The organism is Chthoniobacter flavus Ellin428 (assembly GCF_000173075.1).
GTDB lineage: Bacteria > Verrucomicrobiota > Verrucomicrobiia > Chthoniobacterales > Chthoniobacteraceae > Chthoniobacter > Chthoniobacter flavus.
In genome coordinates this window covers 22,685-45,156 of sequence record NZ_ABVL01000032.1, presented here as the reverse complement: position 1 = coordinate 45,156, position 22,472 = coordinate 22,685, and the positions used below count along the sequence as shown (strand labels likewise).

At 60.1% G+C, this 22,472-nt stretch carries 1 protein-coding gene; it reads right to left on the bottom strand.

What is annotated here, in order from left to right:
- Positions 1–12 precede the first annotated feature (12 nt).
- Positions 13–22,458 (bottom strand): autotransporter-associated beta strand repeat-containing protein, encoded by a 22,446-nt coding sequence (locus CFE428DRAFT_RS37965; protein WP_006983321.1) that lies wholly within the window; start codon positions 22,456–22,458, stop codon positions 13–15.
- Positions 22,459–22,472 lie beyond the last annotated feature (14 nt).

The window sequence follows — 22,472 nt, the reverse complement described above, 5'->3', positions numbered from 1 at the left end:
CCGCCGTCGTCATTACAGCTGCGAGGAAGTTCTCTTGGAATGGCAGCCACCGCGGAAGCGTTGCAAGCCGAACGCGAAGCCGAGGCTGGCGATCAGCATCGAGAAATCGTTCGGTTCCGGAATCGTCATCGCCCGGAGCGAAACGTCATTGCCACCCGACAATTCGAAAGCCGCGGTGCTTGCATCGTCGAAGTAACTGATCTGATAGGCCTGCCCGTTGCTCGCCGTGATGATCGAGCCGTTGGGCGCGTTGGCAAATCCGGTCGTCGTCATCCCTCCGGAGTTGAGGATGACGGTGAAGATATCGCCGGTCGCTCCCAGATCGTAGGTTCCGCCCAGAGTCAAAACCGTATCGGTGCTGCTGATGAGTGTATTACCCGTGACAATCTGCTGGTCGTAACCGCTGCCGGCGGTCGTCCCATTGATCTCGAGTTGGAAGATCGCGCCGTCTCCAAAGGTCAGGTCCCCGAGGGTCGTCAGGATTCCGGTTGTTCCCGGTGCCTCGCCCGGAGCAAGCGTGCCGCCGGCGTTCACCGTCACTGAACCCGTGGTCGCCGTGCCCAGTCCTTGAGCGCCGCCCAGGATACCCGTGTTGTTCACCGCCACCGTGCTACCATTGAGGCTGCCTCGTACCAGCAACGTGCCCGCGTTCACGTTGGTCACCCCCGTGTAGGAATTGGTGCCTTCCATGATCAAAGTGCCCGTGGTCGTCTTCGTCAGCCCATCGGTGCCGTTGATCGCGCCCACGTTGCGCAGCGTGCCGGACTGGAAGTTGAGATTATTGATCGCTTCGGTCGCGGTTCCGAGATTGTGCCCATTCATCTCGAGCGTGCCGCCATTCAGCGTGACCGTGGAGACGATCGCCGCGTTGCCGGCGCCGGTCGCTTCCACAATGTCACCCGCCACCGACAGTCGACTAGTACCAGTAACGTTGAGCGTCGCATTCGCTACCGACCCAGCCAGCGTCGAGTGGCCCATGGTGATACTCACCCCGCTCGTTTCGCCGACCGTGACATCCGCATCGCCACCGATATTCACCGTGCCGCTGGCGGTGTTTCCCGCCGCTGTCGCGGTGTTACTCCCCATGCTAATGCCACCCGCGCCGATGTCTACATTGCCTCCGAGCAGTTCCAGCGTGCCGGTCGCTCCGCCGGTGCCCGAGGTGACACGACGATCACCGAGCACGACGCCGAGGACATCGAGCACGCCCTGGTCGAAGCGGAAGATACCCGTGGACGAAGCGCCGGAGACCTGCGTCCGCCCACCGATATTGAGCGTGTTCAGTAATAGATCTGCATCGTGACCAGTCAGATCCACGGTCTCGGTTGGGCTCGCTCCCGTCTGCGAATTGCCGTAGGCGACATTCATGATCGCGCGTCCGACCCCATCCAAAGCGCGAACCTTCAGCGTGCCGGTGGTATTACCGGCCGCATAGCCGATACTGCCATTGCCGCGGTTGTTCACAATGCCGAGATTGAAGGTATTGGCGTCGATGATGTTCGTTCCGCTGCCGAGGTTGACTCTCTGGTTATTGTTCGAGGTCACGAAATGGGCGCCGTCCGTGCTGAATACCGAGGCCATGATGGTGTTATTCACCGCGAGGGTCAGCGTCGAGCTGCCGGTGCCGCCACCGCCGGAATCGGTCTGATCCCCGACCGCAAAAGTGCCCGAGCCAAGATTGGCGAAGAAATTGGCCAGGCCGGACATATCGAGCGTGGCGGCGTTGCCGAAGTTATTCGCGACGCTGCCGCCGACCGAAAAGTTCTTCAGCGTCGGCGCGCTCGGTGTGCCCACCTGCAAAGTACCCGGACCGCTGATGGTCAGCTTGGTCGTGGTGTTCGCCGTGGCCACATTCGGTCCCACCGTCAGGGCGCCGTCCACCTGCAACACCTGCCCCGCTCCGATCGTGATCTCATTCACCGCCGTGGTGCTGTTGGTGAAGACGCCGAGATTGAGGACCGTCGTGCTATGCCCGCTCAGATCCAGCGCACCGGCCGTGGTGCTGGATGCGGTGCTGTCGGAAGTACCGAAATCGAGATCTCCCAGCGCCGGCAACGCATTGTTTGCGCCGATCTTCAAGGTGCCCTGCGCGATCACGGTCGGCCCGGTGAAGGTGTTGGCTCCCGCAAGGACCAAGGTGCCCGTGCCCGTCTTGGTGATCGCTCCCCCGCTGATCGCGCCATCGATTTCCAGCGGGTTGGTGGAATTCACCGTAATCGTCGCGACCGGCGCGGTCAGGGCGATGCTGCCCTGGAGAGAAGCGGATCCGGCCCCGGCATCGGCCGTAATCGGAGAGGCCGACGTGATGGTCAACGTCTTGCCATCGTCTCCCTTCAACACCACGGGATCACCGCTCGTGCTGTTGATCGTCAGACTCTGGATGGTCATGTTCGCACCGAGCACCATGTTATCCTGCCCCACGCGGTTCTGCGCCGAGAGGAAGACATCGGTCGTCGGGCCGGGAACGAGTCCGCTCACCGTACCGGTGAGGTCACTCGCCCAGTTGCTCACACCCGCTCCGGACGCGGCCCATTCATTCGAGAAGCCGCCCACCCAGTAGGCCGCGGTCAGTGCCGCCTCCGCCTGGGTGTTCAGTTGCACGAGGGTGTCCGTCTGGGTCAACCCAGTGACAATGAAGTCGGTGTTGTTGAAGACCTTGCCGAGCACGAAATTTCCGCTGCTTCCGTTCGTCGTTAGCAGGCCGCCGCCAGGTGCGCTAATAACGATCGAGTGATCGCCCGCGCCGGTGCTGGTCCCATAGACATTCACCGTCACCGTCCCCGTGACCTGAGCCTTGGCGCCGGCATTCAGCGCAATGCCCGTGCCGCCGCCGCCACCCACCTCGACACTCAACAGATTGTTGCCCCCGAGAGTCAGCACGGTGCCGCTGCTGCCAATCAAAGTCATGCGCCCCGCGCCGGTGCCGGTGCGCAATTGCAACGAGGTGCCATTCGCCAGGGTGAGGCTCGCCGTATTGAGCAGGCTGTCGAGGACGTTGCCCGTGGCGTGGGTCAATCGCAGGCCGCCGGCGTTGACGATCGTCGCCCCGTAGAAGGTATTGGCTCCCGTCAACATGAGCTCGCCGAGCCCGTTCTTGGTCAACGCCACGTTGTATTGAATGACGCCGCCATAGGTCATATCGGCATTGTAGCCATTCCCGACAGTGAGCGTATTGAGGGTCGTCGCGGTATTGGTGATAAAGCCGCTGGAGTTATCGACCGTCTTGGCCGGCGCGCCGAGCTCGCCGACCGTTTGGTTGAAGCCATTCAAATCAAAGACGCCATCGTAGTTCGTCGCCAGCGCGCCTGTGGTCAAAAGGCTGTCGTTGGCGCCGATGCGCAGCATTCCTTGCATCACTGTCGTGCCGCCACTGTAAGTGTTGTGACCGGAGAGCGTCACCGTATCGTAGCCCTGTTTCGTCAAGCCGCCGATGCCGCTGATATTGCCCTTGATCTCCAGGAGCACGCCCGCGGCCGCATTCGTATAGGGCGTGAAGGCGTTGGGTTGCACTCCGTTGTCGAGCCCATTGGCTCCCTCGGTGATGTTCTGGCCAAGATAAGAGTCTCCCGCGAGAATGAAGCTCGTGCCTGTATTCACGGTGCGATAGACGGCGCCCTGGCTGTTATTCGAACGCCAGATATTGTCATCTGTGCGGAGATATCCTTCGATGGAACCACCGTTCAAGGTCACGACCGTCGTCCCAGCCACCGCGTTCGACTGGTCCATGCCGATTTGCAGCGTGCCCCCGCCGAGATTGATGTTACCCGTCCGCGCTCCATCGACCGACCACCGCTCAATCGAACCCGGCAGGTAAGTAATGCTGGAATTGGTTGGCGTATAATTCGCCATGGCCACGTCCAGGATGCCAAACCGATTCACCGTGATCGCGCCGGTGCCCAGGGCGCCGTTGCTGCTCACGCTGATCGCGCCCTGCTCGATATTCACCGGAGCCGTGTAGCCATTGCTGTCGCCGCGGACGTAGAGCACGCCATTGCCCCATTTCGTCAGGCGCCCTGCTCCGGAGATATCGGCCACCGAAAGCCCCACGCTGGATCCGCTCGTCACTCCACCGACCGACGATGCATTGACATCGATGATGCCGTTTCCGTCCAGCGTCAGATGCCCCGCCTGCAGGACAACCCGCAGATGCACGATGTCGAAATGGAGTCGCGCATCGAGCAAATCCCCGCCGGTATTCCGCACTTCCAGGTCGGCGATGGAATTCGAGCGGTCATCCGCCCCCGAATCGTAGCTGATCGTCGCATCATCGACGGCGATGATCTTCCCGGAGGTGAACATCTGGTTCAGGACATTGCCGGTATTGGTCTGCGAGTTGGAGGCGTTATTGATCTGCAAGCGCAGGACCGGGACGCTCGAGGCACTACGAACCAGCGTGACCGTGTTGGACGCCACCGCATTGCCGAGGCCGCCGAAGGACGTCACGGTCAACTGCCCTTCATTTACCACCCATCCTCCGGAGTACCCTTGACCCGGCCCACGGGCCGCGTCGTTTTGATCCTTGTTGATCTGCAACACACCGGTTCCGAATTTGGTGATCGATCCCGCCGTAATGTCGGACATGACCGTCGCCGTGCGGCCACCTTCAATATAGAAGAGCGCTTCTTGATTCCCCGCGACCCCGAAGGTCAGGTTCGGGTTGATCGTCACATTGCCACCCGAGACGATCACACCGCCCATGCTGCTGCCCGATTCCGCAAAGGTGATCGTATTGAACTGACCGGTGCCATTGTTCAGGCTCGCATTGGCCAGACGCAGGGCGTGGATGACCGGATCATCACTCAGCGTGCTGGTCGCGGTCACATTGACAAGGTCCGTGCCGGCGGTGAGTCCCGTCCCGAAAGTCGTTCCGTAATTCTGGGTGAAGGCGGCGTCCTGGAATCCGGTCACCGCATCGTAAGTAACGAAGGTATTGTCCGTCCCATTGACGTAGTAACCCGGGAGCATGCCATCGGCGATCGCCGGCGCGCTGCCGGTGATCAACACGCGCTCACTATTGTTGCCGGCGGCAATGCCGAGACGATTGGCCGCACCGGTCGTGAAGACCATCGTTCCATTTTCCTCCCGCGCAAAGCCCGGCATGCTCAGCTCAACCTGGCCCGTGCCCTGGCTGCTCAGCGCGATTCGCGATCCCGCGGCAAACGTCAGGTCGCCATAAGTCTCCGTGCTGATCGCCCCGCTCCGGCCATTGAAGGACAGCGTCGCGCCATTCAGCGGAACGGCCGTACTGTCATCCCAGCGATCCACATTGACGTTTCCACCGGCATTGTTATCGATCCGAATCGTCGCCCCGGGATGAAACACGAAGGTATTCAGCTTGTAGTTACCGCCTGTCCCGTAGGCGATGGTCTGGCCAAACACATCCACCTGGCCAGTGCCCAGCGGCGACACGTCGGTGGTCGACGGAGTCCACTGCAGGGTGCTGCTCCGCACTACCGTGCTGCCACCGGTGTAATCATTCACATGGCCCAACGCGAGCGTGCCGGAGGAATTCAACGAGCCAACGACGAGCCGGGCAGTGCCGGTGAGCACGTTGTCGAACGAATTGATGTTCAGCGTCTGCCCGCCGCCACTCAGGCGATAGATATTCCCTGCTCCGACGCCGAGAGTCGGCGCGGTATAGGAGTTGTTGCCGGTCGTGCCGAGTTGGAAAGTGCCGTCGCCGATCGCCGAGAGATCGAGCGGGATATTGTAGTTGGTGGGGATGCGCAGCAACCCGGTCGAATCGCTGGTGATCACCCGCGTCGGATCGAGCACGGCAAACGTCAGGAAAGTTCCCAGTGCATTGGGAATGCTGTGCACCGCCACCTGCTGGCCAGGCAGCAGATTAGTCGCGGCCTGCAATTGGATGTTCGCGCCCGGGTTGATGGTAATCAGGCCCGTGCCGGCATTGGCGGTGTTATTGCCCGCAACAATGTCACCGAAGCGTAGCGCGCCGGAGTTCACAAAAATGCCGCCGCTGAAGTTGTTCGCGGAATTGAACCACATCGTCGCCCCGCCATTCTTGACGATGAAATTGTCGCCGCCGCCATCATCGACCTCGCTGCGGAAGACCAGATCGGCGGAACTCACGTTGAAAGTGGGATTACCGAGGAGGGTGGTGGTTCCACCGATTTCCAACGCATAACTATTACCACCCGTCACCGCCAGGGTTTGTGAACCGATCGAGAGGGACGCGAAGCGGATGTCATTCGCCGTCCCCGCCGGGCTGACGATTCCGTTGCGATTAACATCGATCTGCGTGTTGCCGAGAACATGAAGATCGTTGGAGAAGTTGATTCGCTCCCGGGTGGTCGTCGTGTTGTCCGCATCGGCTTGAATGAAGAGCACGCCCCCGAGCAGATTGATCGGCCCGGTTCCCAGACCGCCGGCGGTTATGTCGGTTATTGCGTCGTTAGCCACGGGGTTCGCCGCCGCGCGGACGATGAGATTGCCCACCAACAGATCCGTCCCACCGGTATAGTCGTTGAGCGAATTCAGGTTATTGACCGCCATTTGTCCGTTCCCTGCTTTGACAAATGTTCCATCGCCGGTGAGTTGCCCATCGACGGTGAAGACCGTGCGACGCGTGTTGTTCACGAAGACATCCGGCACATTGAGGATGGAATTGCCGACCGGACCAAAGTCGATCCCGCCTTGTGCTTCAAACTGCATGCTGTTGCCAACCGACAGGGTCAGCGTCTGCCCCTGCTCGCCCGGTGCACCGGCAAAGGTAATGCCACCGGTGATGCCCACAACCTTGTCGCTCACGCTGGTGCCTACGGCACGGTCGAAATTGATGATGCCGAGTAGATTGTCTTGTCCGATCACCACACTGTTATTGAAGAAGGTTCCTCCGTTGGTCGCATCGCTGCGGAAGCCCACGGTCAGACCGTAGCCATTAATGGTGATCACACTCCCCTTTCCTCCGGCGTTCGACGATGGAATCGCCGTCGTTGAACCCGAACGGATGAAAAGTCCACCGCGATTCAAGGCAATGGGACCGCTGAAAGAGCCTTGCTCGGCGTCCATGAACATATTGCCGTCGCCCGCTTTCACGATATCCGTCGCGGTAATCTGGCCCGAGGTGCTCGGGTTGGAGGTGCTGCCGATGACCAGGTTGTTGTTATTGACGATGATGGCCTGCGCCGGTGTGGCGATGCTGCCAAAGACCAATCCGGGAGTGATGTTGATGGCGTTATTGCTCATCAAACCACCGCTGCCGATAATGATCTTCGCGGTCGTATCTCCGGACGAAGTCAGCGTGATATTGGCATCCGAGCGCAACGCATAAGTATTGAGCAGGGCCCCCGGCGCCATGGTGGAAGTGCCGCTGATAAAACTGCGATCGGTGAGCGTCGAACTGCTGGTGGAAAGCGTGCCATTGGCCACCCGGGTGAAGCCGGCATTCACGAATCCGAAATCGCTGTACGTGAGGAACTGCACATCGTGTCCGTTGAACATCCACGGACCAACCATTCCATTCACAATACCACCGGGAATGTTGGCCAGTTGCGATGCCAGATCCGCGCCGGCCACCGTCACCCGCTCGTCACTCCCCAGCGCACCGCTGTTGGCGGATTCGATCGACAATGTCGCCGTCCCGACTCGCGTCAACCCCGCAATGTTGAGTTCCATGATCCGTCCGCCGAAGGCCCGCTGCGGAATCAAGTAAGAGCCTCCGCTAGCGCTCACCTGGCCGACGACCTCCCGTAGGTCTGCCGCAGAGTTGCCAATAACCCGGAAGATGTCGCTGTTGAGATTGACCGCGGTGGTATCGCCCCACCGGCCCTCCACGTTTCCCACTGGCAGGAGATCGAACTGATTGTCGAGATTGATCTCCCCGCCAGGACGAAGGATCGGCGTCGGTCCGCCAGCGAAACTGCCGTTGGTGCCCCCGGCCACGAGAATGCCGAACACATCGTAACCCGAGGTAGCCATGGCGCCACGGAACTCCAGTTGGCTGCCATGATTAACGAGCGTCAACCCGGTATAGCTTTGATCCTGATTCAGGATCACGCCCGCCGAACCCGTCGTGCTGGTCGCGGTGACGCCAAAACTCCCAAAGCCACCGTTGGTGAGGGGCGATCCCACCACGAGGTTGGCCGCGCCGGAAAGTTGGTTGGCCGCCGAGCCAGGTTGCTCGAGTCCGATGTAAAGCGTCCCGCCGCCGCCTCCGAGGCGATAGGTGGGAAGATCATTGCCGATACCGACAAACCCCGCCCCCGCGCCCAATGCTCCGCCGTTGTAGTGACCATTAACGCTCGACGAAACACTGGCTCCCGAGCCGTCACTGGAGGAACCGAGGAACCAGGTGCCGTCCCCGAGTCGGCCGAGGTCGATCGCATGAGTGTAAGTGTCGTTGAGCGCCAGGATTCCTCCGCCCATGCTGCCCGTCAGCGCGCTGGGGTCGAACACTCCCGCCGCACCGCGCGCCCGCAAATTGTAATTGCTGATCTCGGTATCGTCGCCGATGCCGATCATCCCCAACGAACTCAGATTGCTCCGCACGTCCACGATTTGCCCGCCATTGAGATTGGTAATCGCGGTGAAGCGCAGGCTCGCGTTGGGCTGGATGGTGATGCTCCCGCCCGGAAGTTTCGCATTCGGGTTGAGGGTGCGGGTGCTTCCCTGCCAGGAGGCAAAATAAGTGCTCCCATTGGCCAGCACCGTTCCGCCGATCGGGTTGTTCCCGGTCGCGTTGGTGTTGATGTCCAGTTCCGCGCCGCCCTGTTTGAAGAGCGTTCCGTTCCCCGTGATGTTGCCGTCGAAGGTGACGTTCTGCTGATTGAAGGAGAGCGCACCATCGTGGATCATCGACAGGCCATCGGTAAATTCGACGGAATAAGTATTCCCCGAGTTAAAGCTCAAGAACGCGGTGCCCAAGGGACCGCCGAAGCGCAACTGGCCGAGTTGCAGCGTCTTGTTGTTTCCCGCCGAAATCGTGCGCGTATCGAGCGTGCTATTGGCACTGCTCGTGTAGCCCACGGTCGTGACGGGAATGAATGAACCCACGAGCAGGTCATTTGTCCGGAACGTATCGAGCACCTGCGGATCGCTGAGGTTATCGCCGTCGTGGCGCAGGTTCAATGAGGCGCCGTTGAGAGTAATCTCGTTGCCATCGCCCAACGGGTTTGACCCGCCTTGCGACAGGCGCACTTCCATCGTCCCCTGCAAAATCGCCCACCCGCCAACGTCGTTGGCCCCGGCATCGCGATCCGCATTGGTAATATAAAGGGTGCTGCCACCAATCTTGGTCACCGTCGCTCCGCTCCCCTCGATCTTCCCCCCGAGCGCGAGTGCGCGTCCGACATTCAAGATGGTATCTCCCGCGAGGGTCGTCGTGCCGCGAACCAGCAGGCCATTGTCTGTGCCGCCCCCGGTGGACAACACCGGGGCATCGATCGTCAGACTATGAATTGCCTGGAAACCCGCCGTGCCATTGAAGTTGATCGTGCTCGTGGTATTCGCCGAACCGAAGTTATTCAAAGCCGAGATGACAAAGTCGTAGCCGTCGCCCGACCCGAGGCTGATGACGTCGATGTTATCCTCCACTTCGTTCGGGGCGACCGGGTTGCGAATGTCCAGCGTGCCGCCATCGAGAATCACCGGACCGGCGCCCAATGAATTGAACGAATTGATCTGCAAAGCTCCCGTCCCGGTGTAGAGACCATTCGCGCTGGCGATGGGGCCGGCGTCGATCCGCGTGCCCCCGGTATAGGTATTGTTGTAGCCCAGGATGAGCGTGCCGCGTCCGCTGGCAATCAGGTTGATGTCGCCCTCGATCAAGCCGTTGAAGTTGCTCGTCACCCCATTCCGCGTGAATACCTCCAGCGACGCCGCCGCGCCGCTATTCATGACGATCCCGGTCGCAGCACTGGCGACCGCATTTCCTCCCAGTGCACCGACGGTCAGGCTTTGGCCGGCAAGATCGAATGTGCCGGTATCCATCGGCGAAATGCCGACGGCCCCCTGGTTCGGAAGACTGCTCTGACCGGCGAATCGAACAATGCCATCGTTGATCTGCAAGGTCGGCAGCGTCGTCGGAGATGAGGTCATGACATTGTTCGTCCCGGAAATGAGCAATGTCCCCCCTCCGGACTTCGTGAAATTCGCGGCGGTGAAATCTCCCGCCAAAGTGGCGGCACCGGTCTGTCCGTCGCGGACATAGACGATCGCCTCGCCCGTGGAAGTGCCATCGCCGAAATAGAGATCGGGATCAATGACTGGCGCCGCGTTACCGTTCAGAATCAACCCGCCATTGGTGATATTGATCTGCGAGTTGGGTCCGGCAGCGGTGATATTGGAATCGGTGCGCAGGGCCAGCACGTTAAAGGCGCTATTGGGCGCAACCTGACTTCCCCCGGCGATATCGACCATGAGGGTCGCGTCGGAAGTGGTGAACGCACCTTGCGTGCTTGCCGTGTGCAACTGGAAGCCGTTGGCGCCGTAGGTGGCGAAGTTGGCGTCCTGCCCCACTCCGGGCAGTCGAACGAATACCGACGGAGTCGCCAACATGCCATTCGCTACGGGGAAGGCGGCGAAGTTACCCGCGATCAACCGTTCCGTATCGCCGAGAGCGGCGATCGTGGTCGGCAGCAGCGTCAATGTCCCTTGGTTCAGGCGGGCGATCGTCGTGCCAGTCAACTGGGAGGTCGTGGTTCCGTGATTGAACTGGATGTCGGAGTCTCCACCGAAATTCAGCGTGGGAATGGAAAGCGCTTGAGCGGTGGCGCCGCCAACCAAACTCAGCGTGCCATCATACAGAGTGATGCTGGCCGTTCCGAATGGTGTCCCACTCGTGGCCGTGGTGCTGACCGTGCCACCCGACAGTCCCGCAGCCAGGTTGGCGGCGGCCGCCACGGGCGCACCTCCGATCACCAGGTTGGTGATCTGGTTGTTGTTCGCATTCAGGGCCAGAGTGCCCGCGCCCTGCTTGAGCAGTCCGAACGCGCCGGTCACCCGGGTGTTCATCGTAAAGAGCCCATTGGCATCGTCGACTTCGATTGCCCCCGACGAGCTCGTAAGGTTCAGGTTGCGATTGCTGCTCGCGGCATCCCATGTCACCGGCGTCGTTCCCTCCAGGGCCAGCGCACCGGCGCCGCTGATGGTGAAGTTACTCTGCGTCGTAGAGACCCGGCCGAGATTCATGTCCGCACTGAAGCGAATGACACCCGCGGAGAGCGTGATGAGACTCGTCCCCGTCGTCCCAAAGAAGGTGTTGTTTCCCTCGAGCACGAGGGTGCCGGCTCCATTCTTCGTGATCCGCCCCCCCGCGGCGCCGCTGGAGGTGAGATCCCCCAGGAAACTCGTTTCCCCCTGGCTGGCCAGCACGTTGAAGGTCCGATTGCGCAGGCTCGAGTCGGAATTGATGTTGAGATCGCGCGTGAAGGTCAGGTCGTAATGCCCGCCAAAGGTCACGGTCGTATCTGCCGCCGTACTCATTGCCGCCATCGCGTTGACGACCGTGCGATCCGCTCCGTAGGCGACGATTTCTCCACCGGCATTGCCGTTTCCAGATCCAAACGTAAGCGTTCCCGTTCCCAAGGGGCCACTGAGGATCGTCGGGCTATCCGCCGGCCCCGTATAATAAGTATCGGAATTGATCTGCAAACGGCCCGCAGACAGAACGAGTCCGCCGGTGAAGGTGTTCGTCCCGTAACCATTGGCCTGGGCGCTGAGCCGCACAGAACCCTGCACATTCGCATTGCCAATCTGAACAGTGCCCGCCCCGCTGATCGGGCCCTGGATATCGATCACTCCGCCGCGGAAGGTCCCGTTGTTGGTCGAAGTCTCGTCGATAATGATCGTGCCGCTCGTCACGGCGATGCCGCCCGAAATCACCGACAAGGCGAGTGTCTGACCCCGGATTTCATCCGTGCCCGAAGTCATCAGGCTGCGGTCCATGGTAATCTGGCCGCCGAGCAGGAAGCCGCCGGTGCTGCTGAGAATGAGCGGTACATCATTGATGCCGAGGGCGCCGGGCGCATTCGCGTAAACATCGGTCCCAATGCCCAGGAAGCCCGTAGTCACGCTGGTCGTGCCGCGATAGGTATTCATCCCGTTGAAGATGATCGTCTGACTCCCAGTCTTCACGATGTTAGACCCCGACGTTCCATCCCCCGGAGAACCCGAAATCACTCCCTCGAAGCCGAGGTGACCGCCCCCATTCATGTTGAGGGTCACAATTCCACCCACTCCCTGCGGAGCCAGTTTCATTTCGCCGGTCAACGCTGCATTCCCCCCACTGCTCGTGCTGAAGGTATCCCCGATCATGTCCATTTCGTTGGCGATCGTCACCGTATTGTTCAAGGTGAGATTGCCGCCGTTGTGATAGAGAATCCCGGTGCCGAGCGCGTAGCTGTTATTCAGCGTCAGTCCGGCTTGATTGTTGAGCGTCACTCCACCGGAGAAATCGTTGCGGGTGCTCAGGACGATGGAGCCAAAGTTACCATTGATGTAAGCCGGGCCGTTGTTGTCGGATCCCGCCGTTTCCGCGCCGATGACGACACTGGCAGTCCCGGTGAGCACGTTCTCATACGCTCCATTGCCGCCGATCGTCAGATTGCCCTGATTGCCCCCGCCGCCGAGGCGGTAGACGTTATCCGATGCCGGAGCCAGCGTGGGACTCATATAGGTCGCACTGATGGAAGTCCCCAGCCACAGTTTGCCCCCGGCCGCGGCCTCGAGGGCACCCATGTCGATGGGATTGATGTAATTAGTGACGTCGAGCGCGATGACCCCGAGGTAATCTCCGGTGGAGGACATGCTCACCTTCCCTGGCCCGGTGCCGAAGAGATCTGCAATATTCGCGCTGGAATTGTAAGCAATAGCCAAGCCGCCCAAAGCGATGCCATCGCTCTTCAGGGTTACGACATTGGGGGTAATGTTGCTCGCGTCCGCGATCCGCAACATGGCGCCGGGATTGATCGTGATCGACCCCGTGCCAAACGGCTGACCCGTCCGTGTCAGTGAACCGAAAATGCTCGAGGCGGTGTTCGTCCCGCCCTGGTTGATCACCGTGCTGGCGTAGGTATTCGCGGTTCCGGCCATCAGCATGGTGCCGTTCCCGAATTTGGTCAGCGTTCCGCCCTGGACAAGGCCGCCAAAGACGGAGCTCGAATAAGTATTGAAGAATCCCTCGATATAATTGTCGTGCGCACCCAGGGTTGTCGTGCCCGCGACATAGATATTCCCCAAGGCCAGGCCTACCGGAGTCATCGGTCCCAAGTCGGCAAAAGTGAGGTTGTTGATGCGCTGGAAGACGCCGCCATTGGTATCGAGCCGTGAGTCGCCGTTCACGAAAATCGTCCCGCCGATCTGGCTGGTCGCCTCGACGTTGCTCGCCAGGACGGACGAGGTAGCATCGCCGACGCCGGCCCGGATGATGAGACGTGAAGCGTCGCGATTGTTCGCGCCGGAGAGATAGATATCCTGATCGTCAAAGACGCCGCTCACCGGCAGACCGATGCCGCTGAGAGTATTGGTCCCCTGCAGGATTCCCTGGTTGTTGACAATCGGGCCGGTGAAGTGGTTGTCGCCGGTAAGAGTAAGGACGGACTGGCTGTTGCTCGCCGCCGAGTGAGTCAGTCCCGCGGCGTTGATCTGGGCGTTGATGGTCATCGACGAACTGGTGTAGATCAACGCCTCGGCGTTTCCGCCCACGCCGAAATTCACCGTCATGTCGAGCGGAGCCGCATTGGTGGCGGCCGGCGCGGCATTCAAGTTCAGGGTATTGCCAACCGAAAGCAGGGCCCCGCTGGCGATGGTCAGGGTATTGTTCGCAGCGGTTGGATTGATATCCCGATTGGTGCGCAGCGCATACACGCTCGTGCTGGGACTGTTTAATGTCACCCCACCGCCCGCGTTGACGTCGACAATGTCATTCGCGGTCAAAGTGATGGATCCGCTGATCGTGCCGCTTCCGGTGATCACCTTGCTGTAACCCACCTGATTCGCCCCCGGAGTAAAGGTGCCGTTCGACGCCACGCTGCTGGCTCCTGGGCTTCCGCTGGTAACCAGGGTCTGGAAACCGGTATTCGCCGCCGTCGGGTTGTAAGTAACAAAGCTGTTCGCGCTGGCGTCGATGATCCAACCCGGCGCCATGCCGGAATTGACGGCTCCCGCCCCCATCGACGTCGTGCCCCCCAAAACAGTAGCGGCGCTACCCGGAGTGTTGATAATCAGATGATCATATCCCGCCCCTTCCTGCAATTGCAGGGTCGTTTGCGCCGGAATGCCAAGGATATTGGCAGTAGTTCCGCCTCCCTGCAGCGCCTGGATCTGCAACACCCCATGGTCCACGCGTGGCAGATCGTTCACGATGAGTGTCACCGTTCCCGAGTTATTGGACCGGTCGAGCAAAATGCGACTGTCCTTGGAAACGGTGAAAGTGCCGACCCTTTCCGACGAGTCGAGGTTGGCCGCGCCATTATAACGGAAGCTGCCACCGTTCAGATTCAACCCACCACCATTGGCGTCGGTATCCGCCCACCGGCCATTTCCTCCCGCCTCTTGCCCGGCGAAGTCGGTGATATTGATGTTACCGCCCGGCATCAGGATGTAGTTATTCGCATTCTTGCCGGTGGCGGCATTGAAGTAGGAGGCTTCGAGCCGGTTTTCGAGTTGCAGGGTTCCGTAGATGATCACATCCGTCGGGGCACCCGTCACCGTGCCATCCGCAGAGCCCAAGGGAGTGCTTCCGGCAGGAGAACCGCCCACCCCGAGACTGAGTCCCGATCCTTTGCCAATCCAGGTGCCACCCGTATAGCTGTTGGAGTTGCGGAGGATGACCGAGTTGCCGGTCATACCGATCGCGCCTCCGCTGCCGAAGACGCTGTTGAGCGAACCTACCTGCACCGACGTGCCCACACCGGCCAGGTCGTTCAGGACATTGTCGACCCCGATGAAGGCGAGGTTGCTCACCCCGCCCGCGAGGCGGTACGTCCGCGGAGCCACGCCATTGCCCACGCCAGGAATCAAATTGGAAGCCACGTAAGCGACTTCCGTATTGATGCCCGAGGTCAAGAAGGCACGCCCATCTCCGATGGTGGACATGTCGAGGGTCTGGGTGAAGAAAGGGTTGGAAAGGGCAACGCCCAGCGAACCGTACGCATTGCTGAAATTTGCCGCGGTGAGTAGCGACGAGGGATCGAAGGAATTATCCAGCGCCACCACCCCGAGGCTGTTGTAGTAACCCAGCACGTGCAATTGCGCCTGTCCGGGCACGCTGCTGAAAGAACCCGGCTGCCACGTCGGATCGAGGCCGGCAATGCGCAGCATCGCACCCGGAAATACGTTCACCCGCCCCGTGCCCAGCGGGGTCCCCGACGTCGCCGTAATCTGCAAGGACCCGCTGACGATATTCGTTCCACCACTGTAAGTGTTGTTCGACCCGTTGATCGTCGCCACGCGCTGGATCGCCGTGCCGTATTTATTGAGCGCGCCCGCTCCGACGATCTGCCCGTCGAATTGGATATTTCCGTTCGCCTGGTCGCTCAGGCTGTTGATGGCGGCATAGTCGCCGGCGATCGTCGTCGTTCCGGCAACTCGGAGACCGTAGTTATTGGCGCCGGAAATCGACAGCGTATTCTCGCTCAGCGTCAGGTCATTGATCTGCCAAACGTTGCCCGTGTTCGGACTCGAGAAACGATCTACATTGATCGTCGCCGGACCAGCAACGACAACATCCACGCCATCCGTTTGTTGGTTGCCAAGGATGATCGTCCCATTGATGCCACCGCCGTCATCGCGCAGGTCCAATGTACCTCCGAAGAGGGTCACGACACCGGGCGTGCTTCCATCCGCTCCACCCAGGGCGAGAGGATTTTGGATTTGCAGGGTGCCTTGATTGAGAATCGTCCCACCGCTAAAGGTATTGTCTCCCGCCCGCGGCGCCGCGGTGCTGAAACCGCCGAGAATCACCGTGCCGGCGCCGTTCTTCACGAAGGTCAACTTGTTCGTCGGTCCATCCATGATCCGTCCGGCAAAGATGGAGGAACCGAAGGTAACCGTCTGCGTCGACGGCGAAACGTTCGCATTGTTCCCAGGGGCGGCGATGGTGATCTGCGTGGGCGAATCGATCGACTGAATATAAGCTCCTCCCGCGATATTCGTTCCTGAGACCGACATCCCGACCTGCAGGTCCGCAGTCGACGCCAGGCCAGTGATGACCTTGTTGGTGTTCTGTCCAATCACCCCTGCGCGAGAAGGCGGCACCGCCACGGTCGCCGTAGGAGCGAAGATCGTCAGCGAGGCGTCACTGCTTCCCGTGTTCGTGATAATCCCGCCGCCCACGCCGGCGGTATTATACAGCGAGCTAAACCGCGCGTCGTTACCATTCAAATCCAGCGTGCCCTGTCCATTCAAGACGAGGTCGGTCGCCAACCGGGCGAATTGAGCTCCAGGTGCCACTTCCAGCGTTCCTTCCTGAACCGTAAGAGCGCCCAGAATGCTATTGTTACCGCCGCTAAAGACGACTTTGCCGCCGCCGAATTTCGTGAAGCTATTGGCCAGCAAATCGCCGGCCAGGGTCAGCGTCACATTCGGGGCCACATAGAAGACGCCTTCCCCAGACGCGCTGGACACCTGTCGCGCATCGGCACTCGTCGGGTCAATGATCAAATTGCTACTGATGCGCACGTTGCCGTTAACGATCATCCCGCCTTCCCGGGAATTGCTGATCGAACCGATCTTCAATGTGCCGCCCGTAATATCCCCGCTGGTCCGAAGGGCATAGAGGCTATTCACTCCCGTGAGGACCGTTCCGCCGATTCCTACATCGCCGACAACGGTCGGTGTATTGAAGGTCGCCGGAGTCGCTCCAATCGCCGTGTACCCGGTGAACGCGACGATGCCGTTCGTGGGATCGTTCGTCGTAAAACTGGCCAGTCCCGCAGCATCCGCCGTGACGACGCTCGCCGGGAAGATTCCGTTGTTCACCGCATTGGCGCGCGGCGCCGCACCGCCAAAGGTAAGATAGGTATTGGCCGCCGTCGCATTGGCGCTGATCGTAATGGAGGTCGGCGAATTGATCGCCGTGATCGTCGCGTTCGCCGGGATGCCTTGACCGGTGACCGTCATCCCCACTTCGAGATCCGCCGTGTTCGAAACGGTGACAATATTCGATGTCGTGGTGACCGCCGTTCGGTCGGCGGCAAAGTTCATATTGTCCGGCAAAATGCGAACCGCGTTGGTGTTTCCCGCACCGCCGAGCGTGCTCGTTCCCGCGGAAATGACCAGGGTGCCGGTGGCGATACGATCAAGGGAAGTCGGCGCAAACTGGCTGCTAAAGCCGTCCGCACTCTGCAGTTCGATATGGCCACCGCCCAGAAAATTGGTCAGCGGTGTCACGACTGCTTGATTCGCTGTCAGATTTTGGAGACGCAGCGTGCCCCCGCTCAGGTCAATTTCACTCGCCGCCGCCGCGACCGGGGTATTCGAACTCGACTGAAAGACACCATTCGTGACCACCAAACGCTTGAGCGAGTTATTCGAGTTATTGATGAAGGTGCCAGCCCCGGTTTTGAGAATGGTAAAGATCCCGGTGCCGTTGTTGTTCAGAAGGCCGGTCGATGTGAAAGTATTCTCATCGGTAATGTTCAAGCCGAGCGAAGTGGTGATGTTCGTGTTAGGGAGGATGTTGCGCGCGGAAGTAAAGGTCCCATCCACCCGCAGGGTTCCGCCTCCGGCCACGATCTGTCCATTCACCGCCGGGTCGCCTAAGTTCACGTTCGCGCTGATCTGCAGGATACCATTATTGATCTGGACCGCGTTACCCCCGCTGTTCGCATTGGTTCCGTTCAGGATCAGCGTTCCGAAGCCGTTTTTGATGAACATCCCGGGCCCGCTGATGATGCTGCCGAGATCCGAACCGTTCGGCCCCACCTGGGTCAACGTCCTGGCGTCGCCCACATCGAAAGTGCCGTTTCCGACCAGGATGTAATCGCGGTCCGTGCTCATCGATTGGTTCCACACGCCGAGAGCACCGCCATTGAAGGTGATCTGCGAATTGACCGAGATATCGGAATCAGATTCCACCACAATGGTCCCGCCATTCACGTTCGTAAAGCCGCTGTAGGTATTGTGGCCGCGGAACTCGATTGGACCACTTCCGGTCTTGGTGATGCCGTTGAGCGAGGCCGTCCCCGCCCCATCGATAATGTCGCCCCCTATGATCGTCATCCCGGTGGTATTGTTCACCGTGAATGTTCGGGTCACCCCCACCTGGTTATCCGCCAGTGGGAACGTGCCCGTGAGAACCAGGTTGGTCGAACCGTCGAAGGTCGCGTCTCCCGTAAAGCCGACATCGTTGGACAAAGTAATGACCGGCGTCAGGAAGGGCAGACCGGTGTTCGTCGGCGCTTGCAAGGCGCCGCCATTGAAAATGATTTTGCTCGTCCCCAACGCGTTGTTATTGCCCACGGAAAGATCACCGGGACTGGCGAGGCTGCCCGTGATGGCGCCGCTATTCAGGATCGTCGGGCCTGTGTAATCGTTCACGTTCACGATCTGGACGGCCCCCTGGCCGTTGGAAGCGTTGTTATTCTGACCGCCATTCTGGAGGACGAAACTCGCCCCTTGGGTGACGTTACTAATCGCGCCGATCTGTACGGCATTGTTGCCGGTCAACTGGTTGGCCGCGCCGGTAAAGTTAAGGAAGCCACTGCCACCGCCACCCAACCGATAGACACCGCCGGCGAATTGCTCGGGTGCATTGCCGTCAAGACTGGGAATCAGGCTGTTCACCGCGGCCGGCGTCAGGTTGCCGCTGAAGTTGCCTCCAATCGCCGTCCCAAGAAACGCAGTGCCGCCTCCCAATGTCGAAAGGTCGATGTCGCCACTGTAACCCATCGCATCGATGGCGAAGACCGCGCTGAACGGTCCGCCCAAATTGCCGCTGTTGAAATTCATCGTCCCCGTCAGACCGCCGTTGACGCCCACGTTTCCGCTATAGGCGAGCGACAGAACCGCGAGTCCGGCCAGGTCGCTATTCAAAGTCAGGACATTCCCGTGAATGTTATCCGGGCTGGCGATCCGCAGGATACTTCCAGGATTGACCGTGATCGCGCCCGTGCTGAATGGCGTCCCCAGCGCCGTCAGCGACTCCAGGGTTCCACCATTCACTGTCGTGCCGCCCTGGTAGTCATTCGCACCATTCAGGAACGCCGTAACACCCGTCTGGCTCGTGCTTCCGCTCCACTTATTAAAGGCGCCCACGCCCGTCACTTTCCCAGAAACCAGGACGCGCGCACGGACGTCGTTGTTCCGGTCGGCCCGCGTTTGGTTCCAATTGACATCGCCATTCAACACCAAGTCTCCGGAAACGGAGAGCCCTTGCGCGATGTTGAAGACGATTGGATCGAGATTGCCGCCCGCTCGAGGATTGATCGTCACATCGCCCACCATCGGCATCTCTACGTCGCCCGCGGTAACGGTGCTGTCACCATTCACGATGAGGTCATTCAGATAGCGCACACTGCCGCCGTTGTCGTAATTCAGGGTCCCGGCGTTCAACACGATCGGTCGGTAATTGAACGCGCCTACGGTCCCCTGCAAAGTGCCCTGGTCGACGGTCAGCGTCCCATTGAGGTTCACGTTGTTGCCTGTCAGCACGAGGGTATTCGGGCCGGTCTTGGTCAATCCCGTCGCCGAGATCAAACCGCTGAGCGTCGCCGTTTGGCCGCCAGTCACATAGATCATGGCTTCGCGATTTCCGCCCGTCCCGAAAGTGAAATTGGGCGTATCGGTGCGAGCGGTCGCCAGATTGAGAATCAAGCCGGCGCCATCCTCCGCCGACGCCCCACTACCGATGGTAATCGTATTCGTCCCACCCAGCGTGTTGTCCCCAATGCGCAACGCATAAACACTCGCATTCGCGGTCGTATTGAAGCCCGCATCCACCGTGACGATCTGCGAAGCCGTAGCCGCCTGAAGCGTGGCGGCGGTCGTGGCCTGAACATCGAAGGCCGCAGGAGCCACGCCGTCCGGTCCGTAGGTCACAAACTGTTGCCCATTGGCCGTGAAGGATTGCCCGGTGGCATTCGTAGTAGCCGGCCGACTGATCTGGAACGAGGTCCCATCAATAATCGAAACGATCGACGCGCCAGTGGGAATATTGGCACCGGTCACAATCATGCCTGGAGCCAGGCCAACTGTGCTCGTCACCGTAACTGTCGTGCTGTTCGCGGTCGTCGCGCCGCCAGCCAATGGGACATTCGAGACATCGAGGAGATAGGGCGCCAGCATGCCATTCGTCACCACCGGTGCGGCCCCGTTCAGATTCGTAATGAAGATGCGGATGTCACTGCTCGTTCCCGCCGAAGGTTTTCCGAGAACGGGCTGAGTCGCCCCGGTATGCGCGAAGGTGATCGAGCCGTTGTTGACCCGATTGACATTGGTGAGAGTGAGAATGGCATCCTGATCGGTGGTCGCTGTGGCAGCCGACGTCACGTTGACGGCGTTGGTCGCCGAAAAATTGAACTCTCCGATGGTTTGCGAAGAGATTAGTGGCGCGCCGGTGACATTACCGCTGTTGTAACCGGCGAACGAAAAGGTGCCGCCATTGAAGTTCAGCACGACGGTGTCTTTCAACCGTTCGTTCACGGTCCCGATTCCCGCAAATTCGTTACTGGTCACGTTCAAATTCAACGCGCCATTCGCACCACGCGCCTGCGAGACATTCAGTGTCGTCTGCGCCAGTTGTGCAAAATCGCCACCCGTCAGATTCAGCGTCCCGTAGACATCGATCACGGGCTTGGTCGCGCCCGTCCCAAGAGGCAAGGCATCGGGACTCGCCGCCACACTCGCGGTCAACGTACTTCCACTGTTCACCGTCGTCAGGCCGCCATAGTTCTGCGAATCGCTAATCAGCACCGTGCCGGTCCCATTTGTGATGCTGACAATGTTTTGAATCGGTGTGCCGACCACCAGCGAAGCGTTGTCTCCGGCGTTCAAGATATTGGGAATCGAGAGCGTCAGTGTGACTCCGCTCGAGGCATTCGCTCCCAGCCGGTATTCATTGTCGGGCCCTGGGGTTAACTGGCCCTCAAAGCCGTTCAGCGTTGTATTTACGATCGCACCCAAAAATACCTTTCCTGTGCCAGCCGCTCCGGTGCCAAAATTCGCGAAGTTGAAATCTCCCAGGAAGGTCGTCGTCGGAGTGTTGATCTGCACGGCGGCCCCATAGGGGCTGATTTTCATATTCTGGAGCGCATCTGTGCCGGGAGTGAAATCACCGTCCAGGCCGAGCACACCGAACGCCGTCGAACTGCTCTGCAGGAAGAGTCCGGCTCCGCTGGTCTCGATCGAGAAGAAATTCAAGTTGTCCTCGATACGCAGCACCGCGCCGGGACTGACAATCACCCTGCCCGAACCGAGCTGCGAAGAGGTGTCGCCAAGAGCCAGCGTACCCTGCAGGACATTCGTTCCGCCCGCGTAATCGTTGTCGGGGCCCCCGAGCGCATTGTAAACGAAAAGGGTTCCGGAACCGATTTTGTTCAAGGCCCCAGGTCCGGTGACCATTCCCCCAAGAGTTGTCGCACCGGCGGCGTCGAAGATACCCGCGGAGGGATTGAACGTCGCATTGATGGTGGAAATGGCGCTGTTCAGCGTCGTCGTCCCCATGAAGCGCAGGCCGTACCCGTTGCCATTGGTCGTCGTCAGGGTGTTCGACCCGAGGGTGAGCGCTCCTAATTCGATCACCCCGCTGCTGCCCGTGGTGGCATGGTCCACATTGATCGTCGCGTTTCCTTGCAAGAGGATGTCACTGTTATATTGCGCAACGCCGCTGTTATTCAGGAAACGCAGGGTCCCGCTCTGCAGGGTGATCGGTTGAGCGGTTCCGAGACTCGTGGTGCCGTTCGGCGTGACATCGACATCACCGGAAAGCGTCAGCGTTCCACTCTTCAATGTCGTCGTTCCGACAAACCCGCTGTTATTCCCGAAAACGGTCAGGGTTCCCCCTCCTGCCTTCACCATTCCCTGATTGCCCACCAATCCCGCCCCTCCTGAAACCCCGATCGTCGCGTTCGCATTGGCCACGATCACCGGTGCCGGATCTCCGTCCGCCGTCTGGAGCGTCAGGGTATTCGTGCCGGACGGCTTTACCGTGTAACCGCCGGTATTGAATGTAATGCGTCCAACCACGATCGGCGCCCCAAGCGTGACACTTCCACCACTCGTTCCCCCGAAAACGGCACTGTCGAAGTTATCATTACTCCAAGTGGTGTCAGTCGCGACACCGTCCCACCAGTTATTCGTGGTGGTATCCCAAGTCCCCGCTCCGCCGAGATTCGCCTGAGTCGCGCTATTGTTTCCCGTCGCGTTGGTATCCGGGTCCCAAAAGAGGACATTGGCGGAAATCGCCACGCCCGCGAGCAAAACGAAGGTGAGAGCAAACCACCAAAATCCCTTGCGAAGGCAGAGTGCTCCGATGGCCCGTACGGGGGTCGACTTTTTCATAAAATGGGGGCCCT

Bases quoted from the DNA above. Each gene is read 5' to 3' on its own strand.
- CFE428DRAFT_RS37965 (WP_006983321.1), bottom strand. From the start codon at position 22,458: ATGAAAAAGTCGACCCCCGTACGGGCCATCGGAGCACTCTGCCTTCGC.